Source organism: Paenibacillus sp. FSL P2-0322 (assembly GCF_037975315.1).
GTDB classification, from domain to species: Bacteria; Bacillota; Bacilli; order Paenibacillales; family Paenibacillaceae; genus Paenibacillus; species Paenibacillus polymyxa_B.
Genome location: NZ_CP150243.1, coordinates 925401 through 951140, shown reverse-complemented (window position 1 = coordinate 951140; position 25740 = coordinate 925401). Strand labels below are relative to the sequence as shown.

27 protein-coding genes are annotated in these 25740 nt (G+C 48.0%); 8 read left to right on the top strand and 19 right to left on the bottom strand.

Annotated features, from left to right (window positions below; translation table 11 throughout):
• Positions 1 to 78 precede the first annotated feature (78 nt).
• From MKY24_RS04325 to MKY24_RS04295, 7 genes are all read right to left on the bottom strand, one after another.
• Positions 79 to 1053, bottom strand: coding sequence for a glycoside hydrolase family 43 protein (locus tag MKY24_RS04325; protein WP_013308827.1), 975 nt, complete (start codon positions 1051 to 1053; stop codon positions 79 to 81).
• 221 nt (positions 1054 to 1274) lie between these two features.
• The gene (gene ilvA / locus MKY24_RS04320; RefSeq protein ID WP_028541996.1) at positions 1275 to 2561 is read right to left on the bottom strand and encodes a threonine ammonia-lyase IlvA; all 1287 of its coding nucleotides are present in this window, start codon (positions 2559 to 2561) and stop codon (positions 1275 to 1277) included.
• A gap of 334 nt (positions 2562 to 2895) precedes the next feature.
• Complete coding sequence (locus tag MKY24_RS04315) at positions 2896 to 3735, bottom strand: carbohydrate ABC transporter permease (RefSeq protein ID WP_023987072.1); 840 nt, start codon at positions 3733 to 3735, stop codon at positions 2896 to 2898.
• 3 nt (positions 3736 to 3738) lie between these two features.
• Positions 3739 to 4701 carry a sugar ABC transporter permease gene (locus tag MKY24_RS04310; RefSeq protein WP_023987071.1) on the bottom strand — a complete coding sequence of 321 codons (963 nt, stop codon included), beginning with the start codon at positions 4699 to 4701 and terminating at the stop codon, positions 3739 to 3741.
• A 27-nt stretch (positions 4702 to 4728) separates the two neighbouring features.
• Positions 4729 to 6021: an ABC transporter substrate-binding protein gene (locus MKY24_RS04305; protein ID WP_023987070.1), complete on the bottom strand. Its 1293-nt coding sequence runs from the start codon at positions 6019 to 6021 to the stop codon at positions 4729 to 4731.
• 240 nt (positions 6022 to 6261) lie between these two features.
• On the bottom strand, positions 6262 to 6486 hold the full coding sequence (tlp, locus tag MKY24_RS04300) for a small acid-soluble spore protein Tlp (protein WP_013308822.1): 225 nt from the start codon (positions 6484 to 6486) through the stop codon (positions 6262 to 6264).
• A gap of 73 nt (positions 6487 to 6559) precedes the next feature.
• Positions 6560 to 7171, bottom strand: coding sequence for an alpha/beta hydrolase (locus MKY24_RS04295; RefSeq protein WP_053324659.1), 612 nt, complete (start codon positions 7169 to 7171; stop codon positions 6560 to 6562).
• Positions 7172 to 7388: 217 nt separating this feature from the next.
• On the opposite strand from MKY24_RS04295, the gene MKY24_RS04290 reads away from it, so the two are divergent.
• Both MKY24_RS04290 and MKY24_RS04285 read left to right on the top strand, forming a co-directional pair.
• Positions 7389 to 7700, top strand: coding sequence for an autorepressor SdpR family transcription factor (locus MKY24_RS04290; protein ID WP_013308820.1), 312 nt, complete (start codon positions 7389 to 7391; stop codon positions 7698 to 7700).
• Positions 7697 to 8350, top strand: a complete 654-nt coding sequence (locus MKY24_RS04285; RefSeq protein ID WP_053324658.1) for an SdpI family protein — start codon at positions 7697 to 7699, stop codon at positions 8348 to 8350. The genes MKY24_RS04290 and MKY24_RS04285 overlap by 4 nt, the downstream gene beginning before the upstream one ends.
• Positions 8351 to 8441: 91 nt before the next feature.
• On the opposite strand, the gene MKY24_RS04280 is transcribed toward MKY24_RS04285, so the two are convergent.
• Positions 8442 to 9266 (bottom strand): aldo/keto reductase, encoded by an 825-nt coding sequence (locus MKY24_RS04280; RefSeq protein ID WP_023987067.1) that lies wholly within the window; start codon positions 9264 to 9266, stop codon positions 8442 to 8444.
• A 44-nt stretch (positions 9267 to 9310) separates the two neighbouring features.
• Entirely contained in the window at positions 9311 to 9604 is a 294-nt protein-coding gene (locus tag MKY24_RS04275) for a putative quinol monooxygenase (RefSeq protein ID WP_013308817.1), read from the bottom strand.
• Between the two features lie 182 nt (positions 9605 to 9786).
• Here MKY24_RS04275 and MKY24_RS04270 point away from each other — a divergent pair, with 182 nt between their 5' ends.
• The 5 genes from MKY24_RS04270 to MKY24_RS04250 all read left to right on the top strand — a co-directional run bounded on the left by MKY24_RS04270 (position 9787) and on the right by MKY24_RS04250 (position 15317).
• The gene (locus MKY24_RS04270; protein WP_339201459.1) at positions 9787 to 11439 is read left to right on the top strand and encodes a sensor histidine kinase; all 1653 of its coding nucleotides are present in this window, start codon (positions 9787 to 9789) and stop codon (positions 11437 to 11439) included.
• Positions 11432 to 12160 (top strand): response regulator, encoded by a 729-nt coding sequence (locus tag MKY24_RS04265; RefSeq protein ID WP_023987065.1) that lies wholly within the window; start codon positions 11432 to 11434, stop codon positions 12158 to 12160. Before MKY24_RS04270 ends, MKY24_RS04265 begins: the two co-directional genes overlap by 8 nt.
• A 201-nt stretch (positions 12161 to 12361) precedes the next feature.
• Positions 12362 to 13342, top strand: a complete 981-nt coding sequence (locus MKY24_RS04260; RefSeq protein WP_076295793.1) for a Fe(3+) dicitrate ABC transporter substrate-binding protein — start codon at positions 12362 to 12364, stop codon at positions 13340 to 13342.
• Positions 13339 to 14343 (top strand): iron ABC transporter permease, encoded by a 1005-nt coding sequence (locus tag MKY24_RS04255; protein WP_339201458.1) that lies wholly within the window; start codon positions 13339 to 13341, stop codon positions 14341 to 14343. The genes MKY24_RS04260 and MKY24_RS04255 overlap by 4 nt, the downstream gene beginning before the upstream one ends.
• Entirely contained in the window at positions 14340 to 15317 is a 978-nt protein-coding gene (locus MKY24_RS04250) for an iron chelate uptake ABC transporter family permease subunit (protein WP_053324655.1), read from the top strand. The genes MKY24_RS04255 and MKY24_RS04250 overlap by 4 nt, the downstream gene beginning before the upstream one ends.
• Before the next feature lie 40 nt (positions 15318 to 15357).
• Here the strand turns inward: MKY24_RS04250 and MKY24_RS04245 are convergent, their stop codons facing one another.
• The 10 genes from MKY24_RS04245 to purM all read right to left on the bottom strand — a co-directional run bounded on the left by MKY24_RS04245 (position 15358) and on the right by purM (position 25200).
• Positions 15358 to 16611, bottom strand: a complete 1254-nt coding sequence (locus tag MKY24_RS04245; protein WP_339201457.1) for a serine hydrolase — start codon at positions 16609 to 16611, stop codon at positions 15358 to 15360.
• Positions 16612 to 16794: 183 nt separating this feature from the next.
• A complete protein-coding gene (locus MKY24_RS04240) occupies positions 16795 to 17220 on the bottom strand; it encodes an OsmC family protein (RefSeq protein WP_339201456.1) in 426 nt (141 codons plus the stop codon).
• A 54-nt stretch (positions 17221 to 17274) separates the two neighbouring features.
• Positions 17275 to 18024, bottom strand: coding sequence for an amino acid ABC transporter ATP-binding protein (locus MKY24_RS04235; RefSeq protein WP_081366795.1), 750 nt, complete (start codon positions 18022 to 18024; stop codon positions 17275 to 17277).
• A gap of 14 nt (positions 18025 to 18038) precedes the next feature.
• Entirely contained in the window at positions 18039 to 18686 is a 648-nt protein-coding gene (locus MKY24_RS04230; protein ID WP_023987058.1) for an amino acid ABC transporter permease, read from the bottom strand.
• Positions 18687 to 18771: 85 nt separating this feature from the next.
• Entirely contained in the window at positions 18772 to 19629 is an 858-nt protein-coding gene (locus MKY24_RS04225) for a transporter substrate-binding domain-containing protein (protein ID WP_025723274.1), read from the bottom strand.
• Positions 19630 to 19728: 99 nt separating this feature from the next.
• The gene (locus tag MKY24_RS04220) at positions 19729 to 20406 is read right to left on the bottom strand and encodes a TetR family transcriptional regulator (protein WP_075153736.1); all 678 of its coding nucleotides are present in this window, start codon (positions 20404 to 20406) and stop codon (positions 19729 to 19731) included.
• A 125-nt stretch (positions 20407 to 20531) separates the two neighbouring features.
• A complete protein-coding gene (gene purD / locus MKY24_RS04215) occupies positions 20532 to 21797 on the bottom strand; it encodes a phosphoribosylamine--glycine ligase (protein WP_023987055.1) in 1266 nt (421 codons plus the stop codon).
• Between the two features lie 70 nt (positions 21798 to 21867).
• Complete coding sequence (gene purH, locus MKY24_RS04210; protein WP_013308804.1) at positions 21868 to 23415, bottom strand: bifunctional phosphoribosylaminoimidazolecarboxamide formyltransferase/IMP cyclohydrolase; 1548 nt, start codon at positions 23413 to 23415, stop codon at positions 21868 to 21870.
• Positions 23416 to 23545: 130 nt separating this feature from the next.
• Positions 23546 to 24160 carry a phosphoribosylglycinamide formyltransferase gene (gene purN, locus MKY24_RS04205; protein ID WP_023987054.1) on the bottom strand — a complete coding sequence of 205 codons (615 nt, stop codon included), beginning with the start codon at positions 24158 to 24160 and terminating at the stop codon, positions 23546 to 23548.
• Entirely contained in the window at positions 24160 to 25200 is a 1041-nt protein-coding gene (purM, locus tag MKY24_RS04200) for a phosphoribosylformylglycinamidine cyclo-ligase (RefSeq protein ID WP_023987053.1), read from the bottom strand. Before purM ends, purN begins: the two co-directional genes overlap by 1 nt.
• 138 nt (positions 25201 to 25338) lie before the next feature.
• Here purM and MKY24_RS04195 point away from each other — a divergent pair, with 138 nt between their 5' ends.
• The gene (locus MKY24_RS04195; RefSeq protein WP_143757184.1) at positions 25339 to 25524 is read left to right on the top strand and encodes a hypothetical protein; all 186 of its coding nucleotides are present in this window, start codon (positions 25339 to 25341) and stop codon (positions 25522 to 25524) included.
• The last annotated feature ends 216 nt before the right edge of the window (positions 25525 to 25740 follow it).

The following is a 25740-nucleotide window of genomic DNA, read 5'->3' as shown; positions in this document are numbered from 1 at the left end:
CTGTTCCCCTTAGGAGGAACAGTTTTTGAATATATCTATATGATTTTACTGCACAAATGACTCCAAACGGTCCTCTCTTTAGTACGTAGGCCAGCCTGCCGAATCCCATTTCAAATCACTAATCAGAAGCTTTGGATTTCCACCATCAGTGGCATCATAGGCATGACGTGCAATCACACTGTTGTTATAGACAGATTGTCCACCCGGTCCCTTCCAACGGTCATTCCCTGCATCCAGTATCGTTCCACCGCCATCCATCAGGCTTTTGCCGCTCTTGTCCACATACGGTCCGGTAATACTAGTAGAGCGACCGTAAATAATCTTATAATTACTGTCTACGCCTTTGCAGCAGTTATCAATGGAAGCAAACAGATAATAATAGCCGTCGCGGTATGTAACATGCGGCGCTTCCAAACCACCAGCCGTACGCTTGGCGATAGAATAGATCTGGCCCGTAGGCTTCATCGTATTTTTATCCAGTCGAGTCACTTTCAAGCCTGAATTCCATGAACCAAAGGAAAGCCACGGGTTACCGGAAGCGTCAATGACGAGATTCGGGTCAATAGCATTATAATCGTTAGCATCCGTCGTACGCAGCACTAGTCCATCATCTCTCCAGCTCCCCGCGCCAATGCTCGTTGCGGAAGCTAGTCCGATAGCCGAGGTCCGGGCACCAAAAGTAGAAATGGAATAGTACAGCCATACCCGTCCATTGTACTTTTGAGCATCCGGTGCCCATACATCGTTAGTCTTTTGCTTAGGTACATACGTTTTCCACCATGATGGCGGCGACAGAAATATTTGCGGCAATCTGTAAAAATTGCGTCCGTCGTCCGATCTTTGAACCTGTATCCCCTGCCCTGTAGAGAAAATATACCATGCGTTGCCTTCCTTCGTAATGGACGGATCATGCACTGCCACATCGCCAGTTAACGCCCAATGCTCTGCGGATGCAGATGGCATCACTGACAGCATTAAAGCAGCCGAGGTTACGGCAGCAAACGCCGTTCGGGTCAATTTACTCTGTACTGATTTTTTCCATGCCTTCAACATTCTTTCGCACCTCCGAATGAGTATCTTATAATGAAATTCAGGTGACACACCTATTACATTAGTGTTTATACTTATGAAGTTACCCATATATTAACCTATCACATTCAGTTTTGTAAACGCTTTATTTCAAATAAAAAGAAATTCATAAACTACGCATAACAATATACATACGAGGATTTTGCAAAATCCTGATACAAAAAAAAGAGCCCGTAGGCTCCTTTTCAAATTAACATATTAAATAGATTTTCGTTTTTGTTTAGTTCCGTATATTTAAGCCCCTTGCGGTTCATTCGTTCAATTAAAGGAAGATAGTCTTCCTTGTGGAACAGCTCAATGCCGACCAGAGCGGGTCCATTTTCCTTATCATTCTTTTTAGTATATTCAAACCTAGTAATATCGTCGTCCGGTCCAAGCACATCCTGTAGAAACTCACGCAGTGCCCCAGCTCTTTGCGGGAAATTCACCATAAAATAATGCTTCAGTCCTTCGTAAATGAGGGACCGTTCCTTAATCTCCTGCATACGATCTATATCGTTGTTACCACCGCTGACGATACAGACCACCGTTTTGCCTTGAATCTGCTCGCGATACAAATCAAGTGCTGCAACAGGCAGTGAACCCGCAGGCTCCACAACAATCGCATTTTCATTATACAGCTCCAGAATCGCGGTACATGCTTTGCCTTCCGGTACCTTCACAATATCGTCCAAAGTATGTTTACAAATATCGTATGTCAGCTGACCCACACGCTTCACTGCAGCTCCGTCAACAAACTTGTCTATTTGATCCAGTGTAACCACCTTGTGCAAACGCATCGCTTCCGTCATCGACGCCGCGCCGAGGGGTTCCACGCCAATTACCTTGGTGGACGGACTCACGGTTTTAACATACGTACCTACACCTGCTGCCAAACCGCCGCCGCCAATCGTTACGAACACATAGTCCATAGGTGCATCTAGGCTCTCCATCACTTCCATTGCAATCGTACCATTGCCCGCAATAATTTTCGGCTGATCGAACGGGTGGATGAAGGTCATTGCCTGCTCGCTGCACACCTTCATTGCCTCGTCATAGGCATCATCAAACGTGTCTCCGGTCAGAATGACCTCTACACTGTTACCGCCAAAGCGACGAACCTGCTTCACCTTCTGATTAGGCGTTGTACTCGGCATAAATATTTTACCGCGGATACCAAGTGCATTACATGAAAAAGCCACACCTTGCGCATGATTCCCCGCACTCGCACACACGATTCCTTTTTCCATTTGCTCAGGGGTCAAGCTACGGATCATGTTGTAAGCTCCACGGATTTTAAAGGACCGCACGACTTGGAGATCCTCTCTTTTCAGATACACATTACAGTTATATTTGGCCGATAGGACGGCATCCCTCTGTAAAGGTGTACGTACAATCACCTCACGCAGCATATGATGCGCCCGTACAATATCCTCCATGCCAACGGTTGACGCCATGGTCGGGTCAGTTTTCTGGGTTTCTGTTGGTTCCATAGGTTCTCCACGCTCCGCCTGAATATTTCTGTATTTGAGCATTTTGCATAAATCCCAAGAGCGATTTCAAATCAGCAATATACAGATCGAAACGGTTTAGTTCGTCTATATATTGTACTATTGAGCGTTAGGAATCGAATTATGCAAAGTACTGTATTTGAAATCTTTCAAATATCATACCACGTTTACCCATAGCTTGTGCAGATGATAGTCATGAAAATGAGAATGAAAATCAATCGAATCTAAAAAAAGGCAGACCGGGACAATGCCCGATCAGCCTTTTCTGACGTTGCACATTTCTTGTATTCCATTGCTCTATTTAATACCTTTCCGATTACCCTTTTACTCCACCTGCCGTCATTCCTTCAATAAAATAACGCTGGAAGAACAGGAACACGACGAGAATCGGTAAAATAGCCAAAACGGATCCCGCGATCAGCACATCATAATTGTTGCCATACGGCGTCAGCAGACTGGACAAACCAATCGGTAGTGTCAGCATGTCATTGGTACGCAATACAATCATCGGCCACAGGAAGTTATTCCAACTGTTCATCGCCTGCAAAATAGCCATTGCCGCAAATGCTGGCGCCATCAGAGGCATCATAATCCGTACGAAAATGCCATATTCTGAACAGCCGTCAACCCGCGCAGCATCCATGAAGTCCTTGGGAACACCACTCAAATATTGACGGAAGAAAAAGATCGGGATCGGCGCGACGACGAAGGGTAGAATTACGCCCCATACTGTATTAATCAGCTTCATGCCAATCATTAGCTTGTAGAGCGGCAGCATGATAATTTCTACCGGGATCATCATCACGACCAGCACCAGTGTGAAAATCACATTTTTCAATCTAAAACGGTACATCTCCAGACCGTAGCCTACCATCGCGGACAATATCAGACATAACACCGTAAACAAGACGGTAATAACAATACTGTTCCAGTACCATTGAAAATAATCCGTCGTCCCCTGAAAGATGAACGCATAGTTTTTCAAGGACATGATGCCCCACTCCAGCTTAAGATTCAAGCCGTAGCGCAGCAGCTCCGTCGATGGCTTGAACGAGGCAAGCGTCACGGCAAATAGCGGAAACAGGGCAAACCCGGCAAACAGAATGAACAGGACAACGAGCAATGCGGATAACGAGCCTTTTTGTTTCTGAGCCATCGCTTAATCCTCCTTCCGGAACATGCCGAAAAATTTGAGCTGGATCAGGTTCAGCACGAGTGTAAATACAAGCAATACAATGCCTACCGCAGCTCCAAAGCCCATACTGTTCTGCTCCAGACCTTGGCGATAGAGATAGCCAACAATCGTTAAACCAATATCGTTCGGGGAGTTATTTCCGTTCCACAGCATGTAGCTCTCCGTGAACATGGATAACCCCGCATAAATGCTAATCGTAAATACGTAGATCGTCACCGGTTTCAGCATAGGAATCGTAATCCGCCAAAATGAATCGAAACGACTGGCTCCATCAATCTGCGCAGCCTCATACAACTCGGGAGGAATGTTCTGGAGTCCCGACATGTAATACAGCATGTTCACGCCTAACCATCTCCACAAGGCCAGCACGATCAACGCTAAAAAGCCGGTGTTCGCGTTCATTAGCCATTTGTAAGGCTCCAGACCGAATACCCCCAACAGGGAGTTCATCAGCGAACCATCCAATTCCCCGAACATGAGGCGGAAGATCGTTCCTGCTACCACCACTGAGGTTAGTGCAGGGATAAACATCACGGAGCGAAACAACCCTCTGCCCGGCATTTTAGGCGAATTCAGCAATACCGCCAATACCAGCGGCAGAGGAATCAGCACGACCAGGGTAAGGAGCGTGTACAGGACGCTATTCAATATCGCCTTTCCAAACGTAGGATTGATTAAGTCCTTATAATTTTCCAGTCCAACATAAGTTGTTATCCCTGGCAGGACTTCCTGAAAGCTCATAATGACCGTCGATATGACCGGATAGGCAAAAAATAGCGCAAAGGACAGTAAAAATGGAAGGACAAACACATACGGTGCCGTACGGCTGGAATGAATAAAGCGACTCCATCGGCTTCTGGTCGGACGCTGAGGCTGTGGCGGCTGACCTGTCGGTACATTAGCGTTCGTATGAACGGGCGTTGCCATGAATCTCACTCCCTTTCCTGTTGGGGTCTATCTCAGTTCATCTGCCAGCTCATGTAGCACCGTGGCTGGATCTTCGCCATTCTGTAGTGTCCGATAAAGTATTTTATTGCGCACAGCACTGGCGATATCAGGCGTTTTCGGACCGATATGCACCGCATTGATTTCATCTTTGACTTCGATGAGCGTGTCAAAAATATTCGTTCCGAAATACTCCGTAAATTTATTCTTGGCTTTGGCTTCCGGCATGGTCCACACTTCACTACGGATGGGATCAAAACCAAGCTGCTTCCAGATCTCCACATTCCCTTGCTTGGATAGCTTGGCAAAGGCCAGAAAGCGCATCGCCAGATCCTGGTGCTCTGATTGGTTCGTGACTACTGTTCCGGTTCCACCCATACCCGCTGAGCGAAAACCACCTTTTTCCCACGCTGGCATGGGTCTGATGATAATTTTACCTTTTAGGTCAGGCATGTAATCCGTAAAACGTCCCATATACCACATCGGCATCCATACCGAAGCGGCCCCACCTTTGTTCATAAATCCGTAGTATTCCTCCATGTGATGCCCGCCGCCCGGTGCGGGAATAGCGATTTTGTCTTTTATCATCTGTTGAAGAAACTCGAGTGTTTTAATATTGGTTTCGTTATCCAACGTCAACTCGCCCTTGTCATCCAGAAAATCTGAATTTTGCTGGGAGATCATCGGCCAATAGCTCCATAGGTCATTCGTTTCTAAGGTCGCCATGGGCTTGCCTGTTTTCGCCAGTACTTGCTTGCCTGCAGCAGCATAGTCTGCCCAGGTGACGATGGAATCCGGGTTTACCCCCGCCTGGTCCATAATCTCTTTATTGTAGTACATCACTTCGGCCCCAACGTGGAAGTCAATGCCGTAATATTTACCGTCTTTGCCGTAAATCTGTACTCTGGAAGGCACAATGTTATTGATCTCGGGGTCAATCACCGGATTGAGCGGGACCAGCTGCGGTATGCCTTTGAGGAAATTACCGATCTTGTTCACCTCGATATCCGCGATATCCGGCGCTCCCACCCCCGATTGCAGCGCAATCGACAGCTTACTGTGATGGTTATCATAAGGAAATGTATTCGCTTTCAAATTAATCAATTCATCAGGGTGCTGTTGGTTCCATTGGTCAGCCATTTGCAGAAAAAACTTCTCATGCAGTTCATTGAACGTCCATAATACAAGTTCTGTTCCCGGCCCATCCTTTTCATCGGTCTTGAAAGAACAGCCTTGCAGCAGTCCAGCCATCAAAACCACCGCCATAAGCATCAAAGCCATGCGTTTTCTTCGCAGCAGCATATCCTTCCCCCTTCGCATGATGAAATCCTAATTCGTAAATGATTGCGCTTTCTTTTATTATTTAACATCAACACAAATTAGTTTACAACAACATTATTTATAAAATATTTATTTTCAACGCAGATTAGCGTCTCCTTTGCATTATAGGGGGAAAATGAATTGAATGAGGCTATGATGATTTTTGCATAAAAAAGAGGCCCCACTCGAATTGAAACTCGAAGTTGGGCCTCGCTATTTTAACTACTCTTGGGAATGGGCTGCTTCGTCCTTCACTTCTTCCCGAAATGATCTAATACTTTCTTTACGACGATTATTTTTTTCTTCGATCTGCTTACGCTCCTCGTTGCTGATTTCAGAGGAAAATTCGTTTAGATATCCTTCAGCTTCATGCAGGTTCTGCTGTGTGTTCTGAATACTTTGTTGCAAATGTTCAACATTATCGGCTCGATTATCTGGTTTTGCCATTCGTTTGTCGCCTCCTAATTATGGGGTCGCTCAGTAGAGCGCTAATCCGTAGCTTGATCGCTATCGGATCATTTTATGCATTAAAATGCTCCCCAAACCACTTTCCTGCGGCTTCGGCTTCAGTCCGAGTCAATTGATGACCATTGCGTTCCCAATATGCTTCCACCTGCGCTCCGGCCCCTTCCAATAATGCTTGCAGCTCCTGAGATTCCGAAATCGGAACAATGGGATCATTCTCACCGGAAGACAAAAATACAGGGATACCATTCAAAGCTGGCAAATCCAGGCCACGCAACGGCACCATTGCATGGTGCAAAATAGCTCCACGTAACGCTTTTGCATCGTGAAAGAGCATGCTGGCGGCTATGTTTGCACCATTGGAATAGCCAAGAGCCACCACGTTATTACGATCAAAATCGTATTGCTCTGCAGCTGTGTCCACAAATTCGCTCAGTTCTTTGGTGCGAAATACGAGATCCTCAATGTCGAACACTCCTTCTGCCAAACGGCGAAAGAAACGTGGCATCCCATTTTCCAGCACATTTCCTCTCACGCCTAACACAGAAGCTCCCGGTGCTACCATCTCGGCCAAAGGTATCAGGTCTTGTTCGTTCCCGCCTGTACCATGCAACAGCAAAATAACCGGGGCTTGCGGATGATTTCCTTTACGAAATACGTGTTTCATTTATATTTCCTCCTCATTTTTTCTTTAAATTAAGATTCTTATTTTTAGTATAAATTAATTATAGCCAACTTCGCTGCCTTTTACAAACCTAATTAGCCTGATCTAAATCTTTTTTCTAAAATGATGTCTTGTTCCATTGACATGCAGTATAGCTCTATTTTACTATGATGTTAGATATTTAGAATATTATCTAAATATCTAAAGGAGGAAATGTATTTTGAACGATGCCTTCAAAGCTTTGGCTGATCCGACCCGGCGTACAATCTTACAGCTTTTAAAGGAGAAAAGTATGAGCGCAGGTGAAGTGGCTGAACATTTTCAAATTAGTAAGCCCAGCATCTCCCACCATCTCAATATCCTGAAGCAGGCTGGGCTGGTGCTGGATGAACGACAGGGGCAAAACATTATCTACACCCTGCATACAACGGTTGTGGCGGATGTCATCGGTTGGATGTTCAGCATCGCCCACTCCGATACCCCTGCCCAGAAAAATGTGAATCATATCAAGGATACGGAGGGATCTGAATGAAATTTCGAATACATTGGAGCTTTACAGATGTTTTGACGACTTTGATTGCCTTATCACCTGCGATAGGAGCTATATTGCTGTACGACCGACTTCCCAATGTTCTAGCCTCGCATTTTGGCTTTGACAATACAGCAGACGGGTATATGAGCAAAAGTGGTTCTATTATCATGCTCGTGCTGTTGGGTCTAGTACCGCTGGTCATTCGATTGGCACGCTACATGGACCCCAACAGAGCTAATTATGAGAAATTTTCAAAAGCCTATGAAGTTACGCGTGCAGGTATTTCTTTGGTTCTGGCTGTAGCTGGATGGGGGATGCTGCTGTATAACCTGAACATACGACTGCAAATGAATACTATAATTTTGGGGGTAATAGGCCTGCTGCTGCTGGTGATGGGTAATTATATGACTCAGGTGCAGCCGAACTATACCTTCGGTATCCGCACTCCGTGGACTCTGTCTAACCCCGAGGTATGGCGTAAAACGCACCGTTTCGGTGGACCTATGATGATGCTCGGTGGTGCTTCGGGTTTGGTGGCGGCATGGGTCGATGGAGTGGCGGGAACGGTCATTTTTCTATCCATGCTGATCATATCCGTCATCTCTCCCATACTCTATTCTCTCTTGTTGTATCGTAAGCTAAACCAGTAAGCAGACAAAGCCAAACCTGAACCTAAAAAAGGAACCTCCCAATCCACGTAAACGTAGAATTAGGAGGTTCTTTGTACATTTAATCTTAATATTAGAACAGCAGCTTATCGGGATGCGTGCCTACACGCTCATCAAGATGAAGACCATTGATTCGTTCAATATCCTCAGCCGTCAATTCAAAGTCGAATAAATCAGCATTTTCGCGAATACGATGCGCGGTTACAGATTTGGGAATCGTCACAATCCCCCGATCCAGATGCCAACGCAAAATAACCTGCGAAGAGGTTTTACCGTATTTGGCAGCAATCTCAACGATGTCCGCTTGCTCGGTTAATTTCCCCTTCATCAGCGGACTCCACGATTCAAGCTGAATCTGGTGCTCCCGGCAGTATTGATGCAGCTCTTGTTGAGTCAGACGAGGGTGAAGCTCCACTTGGTTGATGACAGGAACCATGTTGCTGTCTTTGAGGAGGTCTTCGAGATGGTGAACTTGGAAGTTACTAACTCCGATAGCGCGTACGCTTCCTTCTTCATACAGTCGTTCGAATGCCTTCCAGGTTTCCTTGTACTTATCCTTGCCAGGCCAATGAATGAGATACAGATCAATGATATCCAGACCCAGCCGCTTACGGCTTTCCTCAAAGGCACGCAGTGTTGAATCGTAGCCTTGATCCTGATTCCATAGCTTGGTAGTTACAAACAGGTTTTCTCTAGCCGCTCCACTATCACGAATGGCTTGTCCAACCAGTTCCTCGTTGCCGTAGATCGCCGCTGTATCAATGTGACGGTAACCGACCTCAATAGCTGTTTTGACCGCTTCGTAGACCTCATTGCCTTCCGCCTTGTAAGTACCGAAACCGAGCCAAGGCATCTGAACTCCGTTATTCAGTACAGTTGTATCCGCAATGTTCCCCATGTCTATTCCTCCTGTTCCTGATTATGAATTATTCAACGGGATGATTACAGTTTAGTTGCATCCTGAAAAGCATTCACTTGAAGTGGAGCAGCCAACAATTCTTTAGCCGCGGCAACAAATGCCTGGAAATGGGCAGAATTATTATGGAAATCTACAGCAGCAGCATCTTTCCACTCTTCAACCATCGTAAATGCGTTGGGATCATTCAGATCCTGCATTAACGTGTAACGTACATTGCCTTCTTCAGCTTGGGATGCGCTGATCAGCCCTTGGGTTTGTTGCAGAAAAGTCTCTCTTTTTTCAGGTAAAACTTTCATATCGGCATGAATAATAATCATATTATGTTCCTCCTCGTATTATGTAACTATTTCTATTATAGACCATTCTTTCGACAGAATAAAAGTGCGGGCGTTTCTGTAATACAGTAAAATAGATCGTATGGGGGAGAAGATCAGCTGATCCGTTCCTCCTATATTTTGTTTAACGGCGGTGAAGGCATGTGCGTTTTCAGACAAAACTAATGGTATTTATATCTCTTTTAGTACTGGTAGTTACCGGGCTGTTGGGATTATCCTTTCGATATATGATCACCTCCGCTCTATATGATGAAATCGGAGAAAGGGCGCTCACCGTCGCCAATACCCTCGCCGTAGATGCGCAGGTCAGAGACGCTCTGGAGCAGACTGAGACGACGCAATTGCGTTCGCGTATCAACGAGGTCATAAAGCCTGTCCAAGCCAGCAGCGGCGCTGATTTTATTACTATTGCTGATCGTCATCTCATTCGACAGTGGCATGTAAACCCGGAGCGCATCGGCACGCCTATGATAGACCCCATGAATGATAAGGTACTGCAAGGGCAGTCCTTTATCACTGAATCGACGGGTTCTCTCGGACCGTCAATACGCGCCAAAACAGCCGTTTATGATACGCAAGGTAAGGCCATCGGGCTCGTCTCTGTAGGTTTTTTAATGACAGATGTGCAGCAAAATATTCGTACATACACATATGCATGGCTCTGGTTTATGGTGGGCGCGCTGATGATCGGCATATTGGGAAGCCTGGTTATAGCGCAACGGGTTCGACGCGCACTGCATGGACTGGAGCCAGTGGAGATCGGACGGTTGTACCAGGAAAAGCAAGCCATTATTGAGTCCATCGGCGAAGGAATTATCGCGGTTAATAGTAACGGACAAATCACACTTGCCAATCCACAGGCAGCTCGCTTGATCGGACTCCCCGCGGAAACCTCTATCTACGGATGCGACCTTCGTCACTTGACAGGTGTTCCAGATGTACTGGTTGATATGCTTGTTGCCGATTACACAGTAGAGCATTCAACGATGGGGCCAGATCAGGGACAGGACATATGGAATAAGGAAATTGAGGTCCAGCAGCGAATTGTAGTCGTCAGCCGTGTGCCGATCCAGGATCGTTCCGGTCGCATCATGGGCACGGTTGCCAGTCTGCGTGACAAGACCGAACTGCTCCACATGACACAACAGTTGACAGAGGTCAAAGATTACGCGGAAGTACTTCGATCACAAACACACGAATACGCCAATCGGCTGTATCTCATATCCGGCCTGATTCAGTTGGAGTGTTATGACGAAGCGGTGGACTTTATCACCCAGGAATCAGAGGAATATCGTGTACACAGGCCGATTGGCACAGCTCTCCTAACCGATTCAATCATCGCCAGCCTACTGATCGGTAAGAAGAAACAGGCGCTGGAAAAAGGGGTTTTACTCCATTTTGATATTAAAGGAGCATTCTCAACCCAGTCTCCTACGTTGGAGTGGTCCTTTCTCGCTTCCATAGCCGGAAACCTGCTGGACAATGCCATGGAAGCTGTTGCGATGTCCTCCATCTCTGACGGACAGGTCTGGTTCCGGCTTGAAGAAACGACTGAAGCCATCATCGTCGAAGTTGCGGATAACGGATCGGGAATTTCGGACGATATCCAAGAAAAGCTGTTTGTCAGGGGAGCTTCGACCAAAGCAGAAGCAGGACATGGATATGGCCTTGCTCTCGTGCTGGAGTACACTGAACGAATGGGCGGCTCTATTGAAGTGTATGAACGGCCTGGTGGTGGAAGTATTTTTGAGGTATACATTCCCTTACATAGGACAGATATGAATAATGATGCAAAAGGAGGTTATGCCCATGAATGAGCGGGTTTTATCGGACATTGAGGTTCTTATTATTGAAGACGATCCGCGAATTGCGGAGATTAACCGTCGATTTATTGAAAAGGTAGACGGGTTCACCGTATGTGCAATCGCCACGAACGAATTTGAGGCAAAACTTCAACTGGACGTGCTCCGTCCTCCTCTAGTCGTGCTGGATGTTTATTTTCCCGACACAGATGGTCTAACCCTGCTATCGTTCATCAAGCAACACTATCCGGGTACAGATGTTATTATGCTGACTGCCGCCAAAGAAGCTGAAACAGTGGTACAAGCCGTTCGAGCAGGCGTGTTTGATTTTATCGTAAAGCCGCTTATATTCGAGAGATTGCGTGCGACCTTGGAGGAATATGCCCGGTTTCGGCGACAAATCACAACATGGCAAGAGGAACAATCCACAGTCGAACAATCTGAAATTGACAGTTTGCTTCAAAGCGCGGGCACCGGTCGGATGGCGGGGAACGGAGTCGGAGAATTATGGGCCAAAGGCATCGATAAAGTAACTTGCGACAAAGTGCTAGATCTCCTGAATCGACGGGGTGAGGTGACTACAGGTACAGTGGGAATTGAGCTGGGTATGAGCCGTTCTACAGCCAGAAGGTATCTGGAGTATTTAGTGGAAAGTGGCGACGCGCACCACGATCAGGTGTACGGAACCGTCGGCAGACCGGAGCGTATCTATCGGCGACAGCGGAGGGATGCATAAACCGCCCAACTCTGATGTCCTGTTACTTCCCCCTCTTCCTATTCATAATTTTATTGAATTTAATTCACTTAATCGATCAAAACGGTTTAAATGACCACATTATTTACGTCCTCCTTCCCGATTGCTAGAATGATCAACAGTTAGTTGATTGATAATGATTATCAGTTTCTCTGATAATCATACTGGAACGGGGGATAACGTATGGCAACACCGAAACAACCACTGCGCACAGGCATGCTGCTTGCAGCGATCCTGGCACTACTGACGGTCATTATGGCGGGATGTGGACGCCAGTCACAAGATAACAGCGCAGTAGCACCTCAAGCAACAGGCGACACTCGAATGATTAAACATGAGATGGGAGAAACCAAGGTTACAGGTACACCCAAAAGAATCGTAACCCTGGAATTCTCTTTTGTCGATGCCACAACCCAACTGGGCGTTACTCCTGTCGGCATAGCTCAGGAAAATGACGATGATATTGATGGGCTGCTCGGTAAGAAAATCAACTTCACACCAGTAGGCACGCGCAAACAGCCAAACCTGGAAACGATCAGCTCCCTGAAGCCGGATTTGATTATTGCCGATCTGAATCGTCATAAAAGCATATACAAAGAACTAAGCGAGATTGCTCCGACCATTGTTCTAAAGAGCCGCAATTCCTCCTATGAACAAAACCTGGCATCCTTCGGTGTCATCGCCGATGCGTTGGGCGAGAAGGAAAAAGGGAAGCAAATTCTCACTGCGCATAAAGCTACCATGGAAAAGTTAAAAGAAGGCATCAAAGCTGGCGAGTCACGTAGCGTATTGCTAGGGGTATTCCGCTCTGATTCACTATCGGCTCACGGTGCTTCATCCTTTGATGGACAACTGCTGGAGCAAGCGGGTATTCACAATGCCCTTCAAAATACAAGCGAGCCTACCGTCAAGCTGACGCTGGAACAGATTGCACAAGCGGATCCTGATGTGATCTTTTTGGTGGAAGCCGATGAGAAGCTGATTGCGGAATGGAAGCAAAACCCGCTTTGGCAAAACATTACGGCCGTCAAAAAAGGGGAAGTTTACGAAGTGAACCGGGCACTATGGACCCGGTACCGTGGACTCGGCTCAGCCGAGAAAATACTGGAGCAAGCCATTTCGCTTCTGTATCCCGCGCAAAGTAAAGGAGACGGCTCCCGTTGATCGGACAAGTCTCACGCGACCGGCTGAATAAGCCGGTCTTCTTTGCACTTATCGCTGCGTTGCTGGCTGGATTGCTGCTCAGCGTGGCGATTGGCCCAGTCAGGATGGACATCCCCACCATGCTGACTGCGCTGTTCACCGAGCATCCGTCCAAGGATCAGCTCATTGTCTTGACGGTACGCCTACCGCGTGCCGTTATTGGCCTAATCGTCGGGGCGGGGCTCGCCGGGGCTGGAGCCCTGATGCAGGCCATCACACGCAACCCGCTGGCCTCGCCGCAGGTATTCGGGGTCAGCTCAGGCGCTTCGCTGGCTGTCGTGCTGTCCGTCGTGCTGCTGCCGAATATCGGATCGTCCGGCAGCATTTATTTTGCTTTTGCCGGGGCCATCGCAGGCGGCTCCTTCGTATATGCGCTGGCCGGAACGGCGGGCATGACGCCGGTTAAGCTGGCCCTTGCCGGGATGGCCGTGCATCTGTTGCTGGCCTCCATCACCCAGGGACTGCTCGTGTTCAACGAGCAAATATCCGATGTGCTGTATTGGCTCGCCGGAGCCATCGATGGTTCCACTTGGGCCGACACGCGTCTGGTGCTGCCATGGTTCGCCGTGGGTATGATCCTTGCGCTGGCGCTGGCCCCCTCGCTATCTGTGCTGAGCCTCGGGACGGAAGTCGCACAAGGATTGGGACAAAACGTACGTCTTGTCCGTCTACTGGCCTCGGCCTCAGTGATTATGCTGGCAGGCTCTGCCATAGCGGTAGCCGGGTCCATCGGCTTTGTGGGCCTGATGGTGCCGAATATCATCAAGATGTTTACAGGTGACAATTACAAGCGGGTCATTCCCCTGTCTGCAATCTGCGGAGCTCTGCTGCTGACATATGCAGACGTGCTTGGACGATTCATTGCATTTCCTTATGAGTCGCCCGTTGGTATTGTAACGGCGCTGGTGGGTGCGCCCTTCTTTTTATATCTGGCGCATAAGAACGGGAGGGCTTCACGATGAAAAAACTGTGGATTTTACTCGCGCTCATGCTGGGTGTTGCTTTTATAGCTATAGGCGTGGGCAGCACCTACATTACGCCCTCTGAGCTGATCACAGCTCTGACTGACCAGAATGCCTCTTCCTGGTTCATCGTTCACCACTATCGGCTGCCACGTGGTCTGCTGGCCATCATGGCCGGAGCTGGGCTGGCAGTAGCCGGTGTTCTGCTACAAGGCATGATCCGCAACCCGCTAGCCTCGCCAGATGTGGTAGGTGTATCCAAGGGGGCCGGCTTTGCGGCGGTTCTCGTCATCGTACTGCTACCCTCATCCCCAGTGGCGCTGTTGCCTGTAGCGGCCTTTGTCGGTGCCGGACTAGCTGCACTGTTGCTCGTACAGCTTTCGATGAAGGGAGGCATGCGTCCCAATATGCTAGCCTTGACCGGACTGGCGGTGGGCGCTATTTTTCAGGCTGCGACCGATTATATACTGGTCAAGTATCCACTCGAAGCCAGCGACACGCTCACTTGGCTAGCTGGAAGTCTGTGGGGAAAAGGCTGGGACGAAGTGTATGGGCTACTGCCGTGGTTAATCGTGTTGCTGCCTCTCGCCTATACCCTACAGCGTAAGCTCGACATTATGAGCCTAGATGAAGAAAGCTCTGCTGGGCTGGGACTTAGCGTGAAACGCGTGCGTACAGGACTGCTAGCCGTGTCAGTCGCCTTGGCTGCCTCCTGTGTTGCTGCCATCGGCTCCATCGGCTTTATCGGACTGCTGGCACCGCATCTGGCACGGCGGTTATTTGGGAATCGCCACCGCTATCTATTGCCCGGCTCGGCGATGATCGGCGCCCTGATTCTCGTCCTCGCCGATGCGTTGGGACGGGGGCTGAGGCCGCCGCTAGAAATTCCCGCTGGCATCGTGACAGCCGTCATTGGCGCGCCATATTTTCTGTATCTATTGCTGCGGGAACGCAAACAAAAAGGCAGCGGATAGGATTAGGATAAGAAGTTGCGCAGCGCTGCTAAACGCAGTACTATACTCTAGCGTTTAGCAGCGCTACCTGTACACCGATACGCCGATTAACTTCTTCTCTAAACGATTCATCATGCAGTAACCTCTTTTTAAAAACATTTATCATTTCAGGAAAGCTGGCATTTGTGCTAGGGTCCAAATCGTTAAAAAAGACAGCTAGCTCTGTCGAATGCCCTTCCTTATCTGTCGCATACATTGCCAGTGTCAAAACGTAAGCCGTGGAGCCTCCTTTTTGCCCAGTATGTTTCAGGAATTGCTGGTTTTCAGGAAGAACCATAAATGGTTCCTCCATGACCTCGGACAATAACTTTTGCTCAGCTTTTGTGAACCCTTGACGGCGGTTCAGCTTACTCATTAAAGAGGCATAATCGGCCGTCGTTGAAGCTATAAAACGATCCGTATTAATACGGTCATAATCCTGATCATACCAGGTCTCAATATCTGCGTTTTTCTTGTAAGAACCACTCACATCACGGCGCAGCTTGTTATGAATCACGCGGGCATATCGGCGAAACTCCGTGTCCGACATCGCCTGAATGGCTTCTTTGGCAGAAATTTTATTCTTTGTATTATTCCAATTCTCACCTTGTCTCTCCTTCATCCATTCGTAAGGAATCAAAATGGAGGATACAAACGGATAAATGGGATCATGATTTTGCAGCCCCATTTTGGCTCTCGTCCGATTGATCGCATCCACCCCCAGTTTGTCCATTAAATACTCCGCATTGGCGTTGGAACTAAATTGAATCATCCCCTTGGCGACGTCTCGTACAGATACAGTTTCATTCTGTATCCGCCCTTTAGCCTCCATATTCTGTAGCCACGCCGTATGAGCACCACCATCCAAACCCGGCAAATAAAACCTTTCCAGCGAAATCAGCTTCACTCTGTCATCCGGGTTGATCTGATCCACCGCCGCTTGCTTGGCATATTCGATCGCAATGATTGTTTTGACGGTGCTCGCCAAAGGCATCATCCGGTTTTCCTCTTGGCCTGCCAGCTTTTTTCCATCTCTCAGAATCGTAATCGAAACTTTTTCTGCATTCTCCTCCACAAAATGAAGTAAACGCGTGGCAGCATCCTGTTCCTTTGTTTCACCCTCAACCTCGGCTGCAATCGCAGTTGTGGGCCGGACGGTATTCGGGGGATTAGCCACTTGATTCTGCATGAAAGATAGTAATCCTGTTGCCACTCCCATAACGATGAGCACTGTAGCCAAAATAGTTGCTACTATGATAAGGCGCTTTCGTTTCACTATAACCTCCCCCTGTATACACTTCATACACAGGTTTATTTTCCCATTTTTATATTTCAATTTCTATTTTAAACGAAAACACAGTACAAAAAGTTTCATTACGTGTCATATTTTCAAATAACATAAAAAAGAGAGCCACCTGTACATAACACAGGCTGACTCTCTTTCATTACCCTTCGACACTTATGCTGGATAGGGTACTTCGGTTCCATTCAATATGAGGTGCATCCGAATTTCCGCTTTTAAGGAGTCGGATACTGCACAATATTTTTCCTTACCCATCTGAATCGCTTTCCATACGCGGTAATCTGGAATATCTCCATCTACATTGAATGTCAGATCAATCGCTGTAAAGCCTGTCGGCATTTCTTCCTTGCGCGTACCTTCTGCGTCAATATCAATACGAGTAATGTCCGACAAGAAACGATCCAAAATCATTGTGATATCGATCCCCATACATCCTGCCAGACCTGCCAACAGCAGTTCCATGGGTGTTATCCCTTTACCATCACCGCCATAAGCCGCCGTAGCATCCATCCCTACAGAATAACCGGATGGTCCCTCCGAAGTAAACGCGCGTTTGCCGTGCCAAGTTGTAGATACTTTCATGTTCAAAGGCCTTCTTTCCATCTTAATAATCTATGATTTATCCTCGATCTTACTTTAAAATTCGCTGATTTGGCGTAAAAATTTCTGTGTTCTCTCGTGCTGGGGAGTGTCAAAAAACGCCTGTGGCGCTGCCTCCTCCAAAATGATACCATCTGCCATAAATATAACCTTGTCTGCCACCTCGCGAGCAAATTTCATCTCATGAGTAACGACGACCATCGTCATTCCGTCTTGAGCCAACTCTCGCATAACACCCAGCACTTCCCCTACCAGCTCGGGATCAAGCGCCGATGTCGGCTCGTCGAACAGCATAATCGCCGGGTCCATCGCCAGCGCACGTGCAATGGCTACCCGCTGCTGCTGTCCACCGGACAGACGTGAAGGATGTACATCCTGCTTATCCGATAACCCCACCCGCTCCAACAACCGTTGTCCGATGGACATAGCCTTGTCGCGCGGCATTTTTTTTACTGTCAGCAGTCCTTCAATGACATTGCCGATTGCGGTTTTGTGCGGATACAGATTGAATTGCTGAAACACCATCCCCGTCTGTTTGCGAATATCACGAATGGCTGCTTGGCGGACACGAACGGGAGCCGTAGCATCTACCTCAATCCCATTCACCTCAAACTTGCCGGAAGACAGCTCTTCAAGACCGTTCAGGCAGCGCAGCAAGGTACTTTTACCTGAGCCGCTCGGGCCGAGTAATACGACGATTTCACGAGCGGCAACCTGAAAATCAATGCTTTTCAGAACCTCTACCTGTCCGAATCGTTTACCTAATCCGTTTGTTGTTATCATCATCTATCATCTCCACCTTAATAAGCTCGAGCCAGACGCTTTTCCACCCGCTCCAGTATAGCGGAGAATCCAATGCTCATAATCCAGTACATCAGGCCAATTTCGAGCAGAAACGGCATGTAGAGCAAATACTGTGCCTGTAAAAGCTGTGCCTGTCGCATCAATTCACTGACCCCGATAACCGACACCAGCGACGTTTCTTTAAGCATACCTACAAATGTATTCCCCATCGGTGCAATTGCAATGCGTACCGCCTGAGGAAGAATAATGCGCCACATCGTTTGACCGGGCGACATTCCCGTCGCATAAGCTGCCTCGGTCTGTCCCTGGGGTACGGCTAAAATAGCTCCACGGAACGTCTCCGATAAGTACGCCCCTGTATTAATACTGAGTGCCAGACAAGCAGCCGTCAGCGATCCGAATGATATTCCATAATCATCCAGTCCGTAATAAATGACCGCAATCTGCACCAAAACCGGCGTCCCCCGAATGATCGATACATACATGCGCGCCAGCCATCGAGCGGGTCGATTCCCCTTCAACCGGGCCACAGCAACAACCAAACCAATGATTAGGCCAAAAAACATAGAGACAATCGTGATATAAAGCGTATAATAAGCACCCTTTAATAAAAAAGGGACGTTCTCCCACATTAATTCAAGCATCGGTTATATTCCCTTCTTTCAGACGAGTGGCCCCATGTCAGCATAAAAGCCAAGACTGGAGCCAGACGCCTCTAACAGGCTTACGTTATTCTTTTGGCTCCTCGCCAAACCATTTTTTGAAAATTGTTTTGTAAGTGCCGTCTTCCTTCATTTCCTTCAAAGCCTTGTTCAAGGCTTCTTTGAGCTCAGGAGTTTTCTGGTTAATAGCTACACCCGCTTGGTCCGATTTAATCGGCTCGCCTACGGCTTTAATTTGGAACCCGTTTTTATCAATAATGGGCTTGAGAGCATACAGATTGTTAATGGTTGCGTCAATACGGCCAGAGTTTAAATCCTTTAAGGAAGTAATGACATCATCATACGTTTTAATCTCAAAATCGCCTACCTTCGGTAGTACTTCATTCCGCAGATAAGATTCATCATTCGTTCCCAAGCCGACACCAATGGTTTTGCCTTTAAAGTCCTCCAGCTTGGTAATATCATTTGTTTTGCTGTTTACGATAATGTTTACATTGTTTGTGATATAAGGTTCTGTGAAGTCAATGGCCTTCTTACGATCCTCTGTGATCGTCACCTGGCTAATCACTGCATCGAATTTTTTCTTTTGCAAACTTGGAACCAGTCCCGAGAATTCTTGTGCCGTGAACTCCGGTTTCACTCCAATCCGCTTCGCCAATTCTTTGGCGATATCCACATCAAATCCATCCAATTCCTTGTTGTCGTTCAAAAAATTGTACGGCGGATAGGTGCCCATCATGCCTACCTTAATTACACCAGCCTTCTTGATTGCTTCGAGCTGGTTACTCGCTGCCACATTACTGCTACCCGCTCCATTACTAGTATTAGAAGCTTCTGGCTTAGTACCGCAAGCGCTCAGCACAAGGCTGAACAATGCCAGAGCCATGAGTGTAGTTACCAAGAACCCTTTTTTACGTGTTTTCATGTATCGTTCTCTCCTGTCTGGATGTAAATGATTGAGTTCTTCTATGTGATTTGGCTATATTATTTGTTGCCAACGCCCCATTCATGCGATGTTGCACATCTAGCTTTGACCTAATAGTCCATAAAACTCAAAATTAGCCGCCTCTGCTGCCAATCTTTTAGCAGTTATCTGCGTGATGTGGTCATGTGTTCCCTCTGAACCGAATAGCCAGCGTGTAATGACACCTTCGATCATACTCATGAGTAGTGCCGCCCTTAATTCGACATCCAATTCAGCAGGCAACATGTTCAGCTCGATCGCTCTTTCCATATTGCGCCGGAATGCCAGCTCCATCGCGGCCCTTGTCTCTCGGATACTCTGGCGCACCGGTTCATCGACACCGCTGCCGATCAGCAGCAAACCCATCAGATAGCGGTTCTCCAATGCAAAATCAAATAACCGAACAAACAGCGCCTCTGATGCCTTAACCATATCAGCCAGCGTTCCCGCGTCACGGCGATATCCCTGTCCGATCGCTGACAGTAGTTGTTCACGACCAGTAGCGATAATCTCCAGCGCCAGTGCCTCTTTACTTTTAAAATGCCAATAAAACGTGCCTTGGGCTACTCCCGCCTCTACCACGATATCTGAAATCTTCGTTTGATGGTAACCCTGCTCGGCGAACCGCTTCAATGCAATGTGAAGAAGCTGTGTTCTGCGGTCTGTTTCTTCTCCCGCGTGCTCAGCAGGTTGGTCATTTGAGACGGTCTCGGACTGCTTCGCCTTCCGTGGCTGCATGGGTTTCCTCCTCCCGATTGATCAGTCAGTCAGTTTTGTATTTTTAATCCTATAGGATAAGTATACTTTTGTCAAACGAAAAAAGAGAACCTCCACAGAGGTCCTCTTTATCCTATATATTACTGCTACAGCAATGCTTTTGCCGCAATATCCGTACGGTTTTGTTTACCTTCAAAGGTAATACGATCCGCCTGTTCGTAAGCTTTGTTCCGTGCCCCGGCAATATCACGTCCCAAGCCGACCACACCTAATACACGTCCGCCGTTCGTTACCCACTCACCCTGTTCGTTGATGCCTGTTCCAGCATGGAACACAATGGCTTCGTCTACCTGTTCCAATCCGTGGATAGGTACGCCTTTGGCGTAAGCTGCAGGATAACCTCCGGATGCCAGCACCACGCACACCGCCGCTTCATCCTTCCACTCAATCTCCACCTGATCCAGCGTGCCATTTACAGCAGCAAGAAATATATCGAGCAGATCGGATTTTAAACGAGGCAGAACCACTTGAGTTTCCGGATCACCGAAACGTGCATTAAACTCAATGGTCTTTGGCTTGCCGTCCGGCGAAATCATCAATCCAGCAAATAATACACCTCGGAACGGACGCCCTTCAGCAACCATGGCCTTGGCCGTCGGCTTAATAATCGTCTCAATAGCTTCCTCAATAATGGAATTGGCTATGTGAGGCAACGGAGAATACGTACCCATGCCACCTGTATTCGGCCCTTTGTCACCATCAAAAATTGGCTTGTGGTCTTGCGCCGCAGCCATCGGACGAACCGTTTCACCGTCGACAAAGGAGAGAATCGACATTTCCTGACCAGCCAGAAACTCCTCGATCACGACTTGTGCCCCGGCTTCACCAAACACCTTGGCCACCATAATGTCAGAGAGAGCCTTTTCCGCTTCCTCCATCGAGTACGCGACCGTTACCCCTTTGCCTGCCGCCAGTCCGTCTGCCTTGATGACGACTGGGATCGGTTGCTCCTTCAAGTATGCATGTGCTTCCTCGTAAGTATAAAACTTGCGATAGGTTGCTGTCGGAATATGATATTTATGGAGCAAATCCTTCATGAAGATTTTGCTGCCTTCAATTTCCGCTGCATTTTTACGCGGTCCGAATACTGGAATGCCTTTCGCTTCAAAAGCATCCACAATGCCATCTGCCAGCGGATCATCGGGACCAACCACGACAAGTCCTACCTTTTTGGATTCCGCCAGCTCTGTCAGCGCGTCAAAGTCACTCACCGGAATCGGCACGCACTCCGCTAACTGTCCGATACCAGCATTGCCTGGTGCGCAATAGATTTGCCCGGCCTTGGGGCTCTTCTTCAGCGCCCACACAATTGCATGTTCGCGGCCGCCCCCTCCGATAACCAAAATATCCATTCAGGTGTTTCCTCCCGCTCCCATTAGATTGTTCAGGTGAAAATGCTGCTGCATCCTCAACTCATACAAGTTAGTGCTTGAAATGACGTACGCCTGTAAAGACCATGGCAATGCCGTATTCGTTAGCAACCTTGATGGACTCTTCGTCTTTGATGGAGCCGCCCGGCTGAATAACTGCTGTGATGCCTGCTTTAGCTGCCAGCTCCAACGTATCGCCCATCGGGAAAAATGCATCGGATGCCAGTACGGCACCTTTTGCTTTGTCACCGGCCTGCTCGATAGCAATCTTGGCCGCACCGACACGGTTCATTTGTCCTGCGCCTACGCCAATGGTCATATTATCTGCCGCCAGTACGATGGCGTTGGATTTCACATGCTTAACCACTTTCCAGCTAAACAAAAGCTGTTTCAGTTCTTCCTCGGATGGTGCCCGCTCCGTTACAACTGTAAGTGCATCCGAGTCTACAGCGTGAATGTCATTTTGCTGAACTACCATGCCGCCTTCAATGGAAGTGACGACGAAACGGCTCTCTGCCTGTTCAGACCGGGAAAGCTCACCCAGATCAAGCAAACGAATATTTTTCTTTTTCGTTAAAATCTCCAATGCTTCTTTCGTAAATCCCGGTGCCAGTACAATTTCCAAAAAGATCTCACTCAGCTTATTCGCTGTATCACCATCAATAATCCGGTTAGCCGCTACGATGCCACCAAAAATCGAGGTTGGATCAGCTGCATACGCCTTGCTGTACGCTTCATAAATACTGCCGCCGATTCCCACACCGCAAGGATTCATATGCTTAACTGCTACTACTGTAGGTTCGCTGAATTCTTTAACGATTTGCAAAGCAGCATTAGCATCATTGATGTTATTGTAAGACAGCTCTTTGCCGTGAAGTTGTTTCGCTGTTGTCAGTGTACCCTTTGCCGCCAATGGCTCACGGTAAAATGCCGCCTGCTGATGCGGATTTTCGCCATAACGCAAATCCTGAATTTTTTCATAGGTTACGGTGTATCGCTCAGGCAACGGCTCGCCTGTCACATTCGACAAATAATCGGATATCAAAGCGTCGTATGACGCCGTATGACGGAAAACTTTTGCGGCCAGACGCTTACGGGTATTCAGTTCCGTATCGCCATCCTTACGGATTTCCTCCAGCACTGTGCTATAGTCATCAGCATCGACCACCACACTGACAAAAGCATGATTTTTTGCCGCAGAACGCAGCATCGTTGGACCGCCGATGTCGATATTTTCAATCGCGTCCTCATAAGTTACACCGGGTTTGGCAATCGTTTCCGCAAAAGGATACAGATTCACAACGACCAGATCTATATAACCCAATCCAAGTTCTTTCATCTGACGCTGATGCTCTTCATTATCCCGAACAGCCAGCAAGCCGCTGTGTACCGCAGGGTGGAGTGTTTTAACACGTCCATCCATAATTTCAGGAAAACCCGTTACCTCTGAAATGCCGATGACGGGAATGCCCTCCTTCGACAACAAGCTGCTCGTTCCCCCTGTCGAAACGATCTCCACACCCAATTTGGACAACTCGCGGCAAAATTCCACGATCCCCCGCTTATCCGATACGCTGACGAGCGCTCTTTTAATACTCACCCTGTCTCCTCCTTTAGCTCTTTCAGAATTTTGCAAAATTCTCTTTTATCATTTTATTTCCCGAGAAATATCGGAAAATGCCTGTACAGCATCCTTGATATGACAATGATATGACAAATTACAATCATTCTTAGAGAAGTGAAATCACTTTGCGACCATTTAATTGGATTTTGCCTTGGGCCAATTTGCCAACTACCTCTGGATATAGCTGACGTTCCACGGATTGAATGGCTGCGGATAAGGATTCCGCTGTATCATGGTCGTCAACTTCCACGACACGCTGGGCAATAATGGCACCCGTATCCATGCCCCCGTCCACAAAATGAACGGTGACGCCACTTACCTTGACCCCATAGGCCAATGCCTGTCCAACAGCATCTTTCCCTGGAAATGCCGGAAGTAGTGACGGATGAATATTAATGATTTTTCCTGCGTAGGCATCGACCATGACGCTGGATAGCAAACGCATGTAGCCAGCTAACACGATGAGATCAATCGATTTCTGCTCCAGTAAAGTCACCAGTTCACGCTCATAGTCTTCTCGAGAAAGATATTCCTTGGGTCGAAAAGTATGGCACGCAATTCCAGCTTTCTGTGCTCTAGCTACGGCAGGAGCCGCAGGCTTGTCACAGATGAGCAATTCTACCGAGGCGCCGCCCAGTTCTTCTCGTGCAGCCGCATCCACCAATGACTGAAAATTCGTCCCCTCGCCTGATGCAAAAACAGCAATCCGGTACTCGTTCATTACACCTCGGCTCCCGTAAAGGTCACGATAGAACTGCCTTCCGTTACTTTTCCGATCACATATGCAGCTTCGCCCTGTTCCTTCAGAACTTCCAGTGCAGTCTGTGCATGCTCTTCGCCTACAACGATTACCATTCCAATTCCCATATTAAAGGTTGTGAACATGTCTTTGTTGGAGATTGCGCCTTTTTCCTGCATGAGCTGGAAGATTGGCAAAATCGGCCAAGTGCCGTATTCTATATCCACATTGACGTGATCCGGTAACACTCTAGGGATATTTTCAATAAAACCGCCACCTGTGATATGCGCCATGCCTTTTACTTTTACCTTGTCCAGCAATGCCAAAACGGATTTCACGTAAATTTTCGTCGGCTCCAGCAGTACATCGCCCAGTTTGCCGTTCAAGCCTTCGATTTCATCATGCAAATCATAGCCCTGCTGTTCCAATAACAGCTTGCGAACCAGTGAGAAGCCGTTACTGTGAACTCCACTTGAAGCCAGTCCAATAACGGTATCTCCGGGAGCAATCGAGCTACCGTTGATGATTTTGCTTTTATCTACAATCCCTACCGTGAATCCGGCAATATCATATTCACCCTCGCTGTACATCCCTGGCATTTCTGCGGTTTCACCGCCGACCAGCGCACAGCCCGATTGATGGCAACCCTCTGCGATTCCAGCGACTATAGCTTCAATTTTCTCGGGTACAACCTTGTCACAAGCGAGGTAATCCAGAAAAAAGAGTGGCTCCGCGCCCCCGACGATAATGTCGTTTACACACATCGCAACCGCGTCAATACCAATGGTGTCATGACGATCCATTGCGAAAGCAAGCTTCAGCTTCGTGCCGACACCATCGGTACCGGAAACGAGTACAGGCTCATCGTACTTATCCTTATTCAGGCCGAACAACGCACCGAATCCGCCCAAGTCCGTCAGCACTTCGGGACGGAAGGTACGTTTAACGTGCTTTTTCATCCGTTCTACTGCTTCATTACCGGCAGCGATATCTACCCCTGCGTTTTTGTATGCTTCGGACATTCATGAACACTCCTTCAAATGATTGACCCTCCTAAGTCCTCCCTAACAGGGAGGATTCCATGGGGCTGCTCCCCCTGGACCCCTCAAGAGTCGGTCAGATGTGTAAGGTTGGGTGCTGCTTGGTGGTTGGTTCGTGCTGTGAGTCGCGTGTTGTCCTTTGTATTCGTGGGCTATACCCGCGAATACAAAGGACACGCTTTAGTGCAAGGCCGCCTATGCAGTGGCGGCGGGGCACGTCCCGGGCTGTTTGCTTCGCAAAGGCGGGGACGTGCCGGTCAAATAAGTGAGCAGCGCCAACGGGCGGCTTACTTATTTGACCATTGAGGCAGGCAGCTTCGCCTTGCCTGCTGTTGAGCTTCGCTTCGCTGGCTCAACCTTATAAGAGCAGGGTGACTTTTTGTGAGTCACCGCTCCGTTAAAAACTCATGGCATGAAATAGTTATGCCATGAGTTTTTAACTGCCTTACCTATCCTCTTCCCCGTGGGAACAGAAGAGGTACAGTCACTGCTGCAAAATGCTGCACACCTGAGGAACGGAGC

Excerpts from the sequence above, each read along its gene's own strand:
- purN (WP_023987054.1), bottom strand. The coding sequence starts at position 24,160 with ATGAACGAGTACCGGATTGCTGTTTTTGCATCAGGCGAGGGGACGAAT.
- MKY24_RS04230 (WP_023987058.1), bottom strand. The coding sequence starts at position 18,686 with ATGCTTGAATTAATGTGGGAGAACGTCCCTTTTTTATTAAAGGGTGCT.
- MKY24_RS04285 (WP_053324658.1), top strand. The coding sequence starts at position 7,697 with ATGAAATTTCGAATACATTGGAGCTTTACAGATGTTTTGACGACTTTG.
- MKY24_RS04260 (WP_076295793.1), top strand. The coding sequence starts at position 12,362 with ATGGCAACACCGAAACAACCACTGCGCACAGGCATGCTGCTTGCAGCG.
- MKY24_RS04280 (WP_023987067.1), bottom strand. The coding sequence starts at position 9,266 with ATGGGGAACATTGCGGATACAACTGTACTGAATAACGGAGTTCAGATG.
- ilvA (WP_028541996.1), bottom strand. The coding sequence starts at position 2,561 with ATGGAACCAACAGAAACCCAGAAAACTGACCCGACCATGGCGTCAACC.
- MKY24_RS04270 (WP_339201459.1), top strand. The coding sequence starts at position 9,787 with ATGGTATTTATATCTCTTTTAGTACTGGTAGTTACCGGGCTGTTGGGA.
- MKY24_RS04315 (WP_023987072.1), bottom strand. The coding sequence starts at position 3,735 with ATGGCTCAGAAACAAAAAGGCTCGTTATCCGCATTGCTCGTTGTCCTG.
- MKY24_RS04295 (WP_053324659.1), bottom strand. The coding sequence starts at position 7,171 with ATGAAACACGTATTTCGTAAAGGAAATCATCCGCAAGCCCCGGTTATT.
- MKY24_RS04225 (WP_025723274.1), bottom strand. The coding sequence starts at position 19,629 with ATGAAAACACGTAAAAAAGGGTTCTTGGTAACTACACTCATGGCTCTG.
- tlp (WP_013308822.1), bottom strand. The coding sequence starts at position 6,486 with ATGGCAAAACCAGATAATCGAGCCGATAATGTTGAACATTTGCAACAA.
- MKY24_RS04235 (WP_081366795.1), bottom strand. The coding sequence starts at position 18,024 with ATGATGATAACAACAAACGGATTAGGTAAACGATTCGGACAGGTAGAG.
- purD (WP_023987055.1), bottom strand. The coding sequence starts at position 21,797 with ATGGATATTTTGGTTATCGGAGGGGGCGGCCGCGAACATGCAATTGTG.
- MKY24_RS04275 (WP_013308817.1), bottom strand. The coding sequence starts at position 9,604 with ATGATTATTATTCATGCCGATATGAAAGTTTTACCTGAAAAAAGAGAG.
- MKY24_RS04310 (WP_023987071.1), bottom strand. The coding sequence starts at position 4,701 with ATGGCAACGCCCGTTCATACGAACGCTAATGTACCGACAGGTCAGCCG.
- MKY24_RS04305 (WP_023987070.1), bottom strand. The coding sequence starts at position 6,021 with ATGCTGCTGCGAAGAAAACGCATGGCTTTGATGCTTATGGCGGTGGTT.
- MKY24_RS04265 (WP_023987065.1), top strand. The coding sequence starts at position 11,432 with ATGAATGAGCGGGTTTTATCGGACATTGAGGTTCTTATTATTGAAGAC.
- MKY24_RS04220 (WP_075153736.1), bottom strand. The coding sequence starts at position 20,406 with ATGCAGCCACGGAAGGCGAAGCAGTCCGAGACCGTCTCAAATGACCAA.
- MKY24_RS04325 (WP_013308827.1), bottom strand. The coding sequence starts at position 1,053 with ATGTTGAAGGCATGGAAAAAATCAGTACAGAGTAAATTGACCCGAACG.
- MKY24_RS04240 (WP_339201456.1), bottom strand. The coding sequence starts at position 17,220 with ATGAAAGTATCTACAACTTGGCACGGCAAACGCGCGTTTACTTCGGAG.
- MKY24_RS04250 (WP_053324655.1), top strand. The coding sequence starts at position 14,340 with ATGAAAAAACTGTGGATTTTACTCGCGCTCATGCTGGGTGTTGCTTTT.
- purM (WP_023987053.1), bottom strand. The coding sequence starts at position 25,200 with ATGTCCGAAGCATACAAAAACGCAGGGGTAGATATCGCTGCCGGTAAT.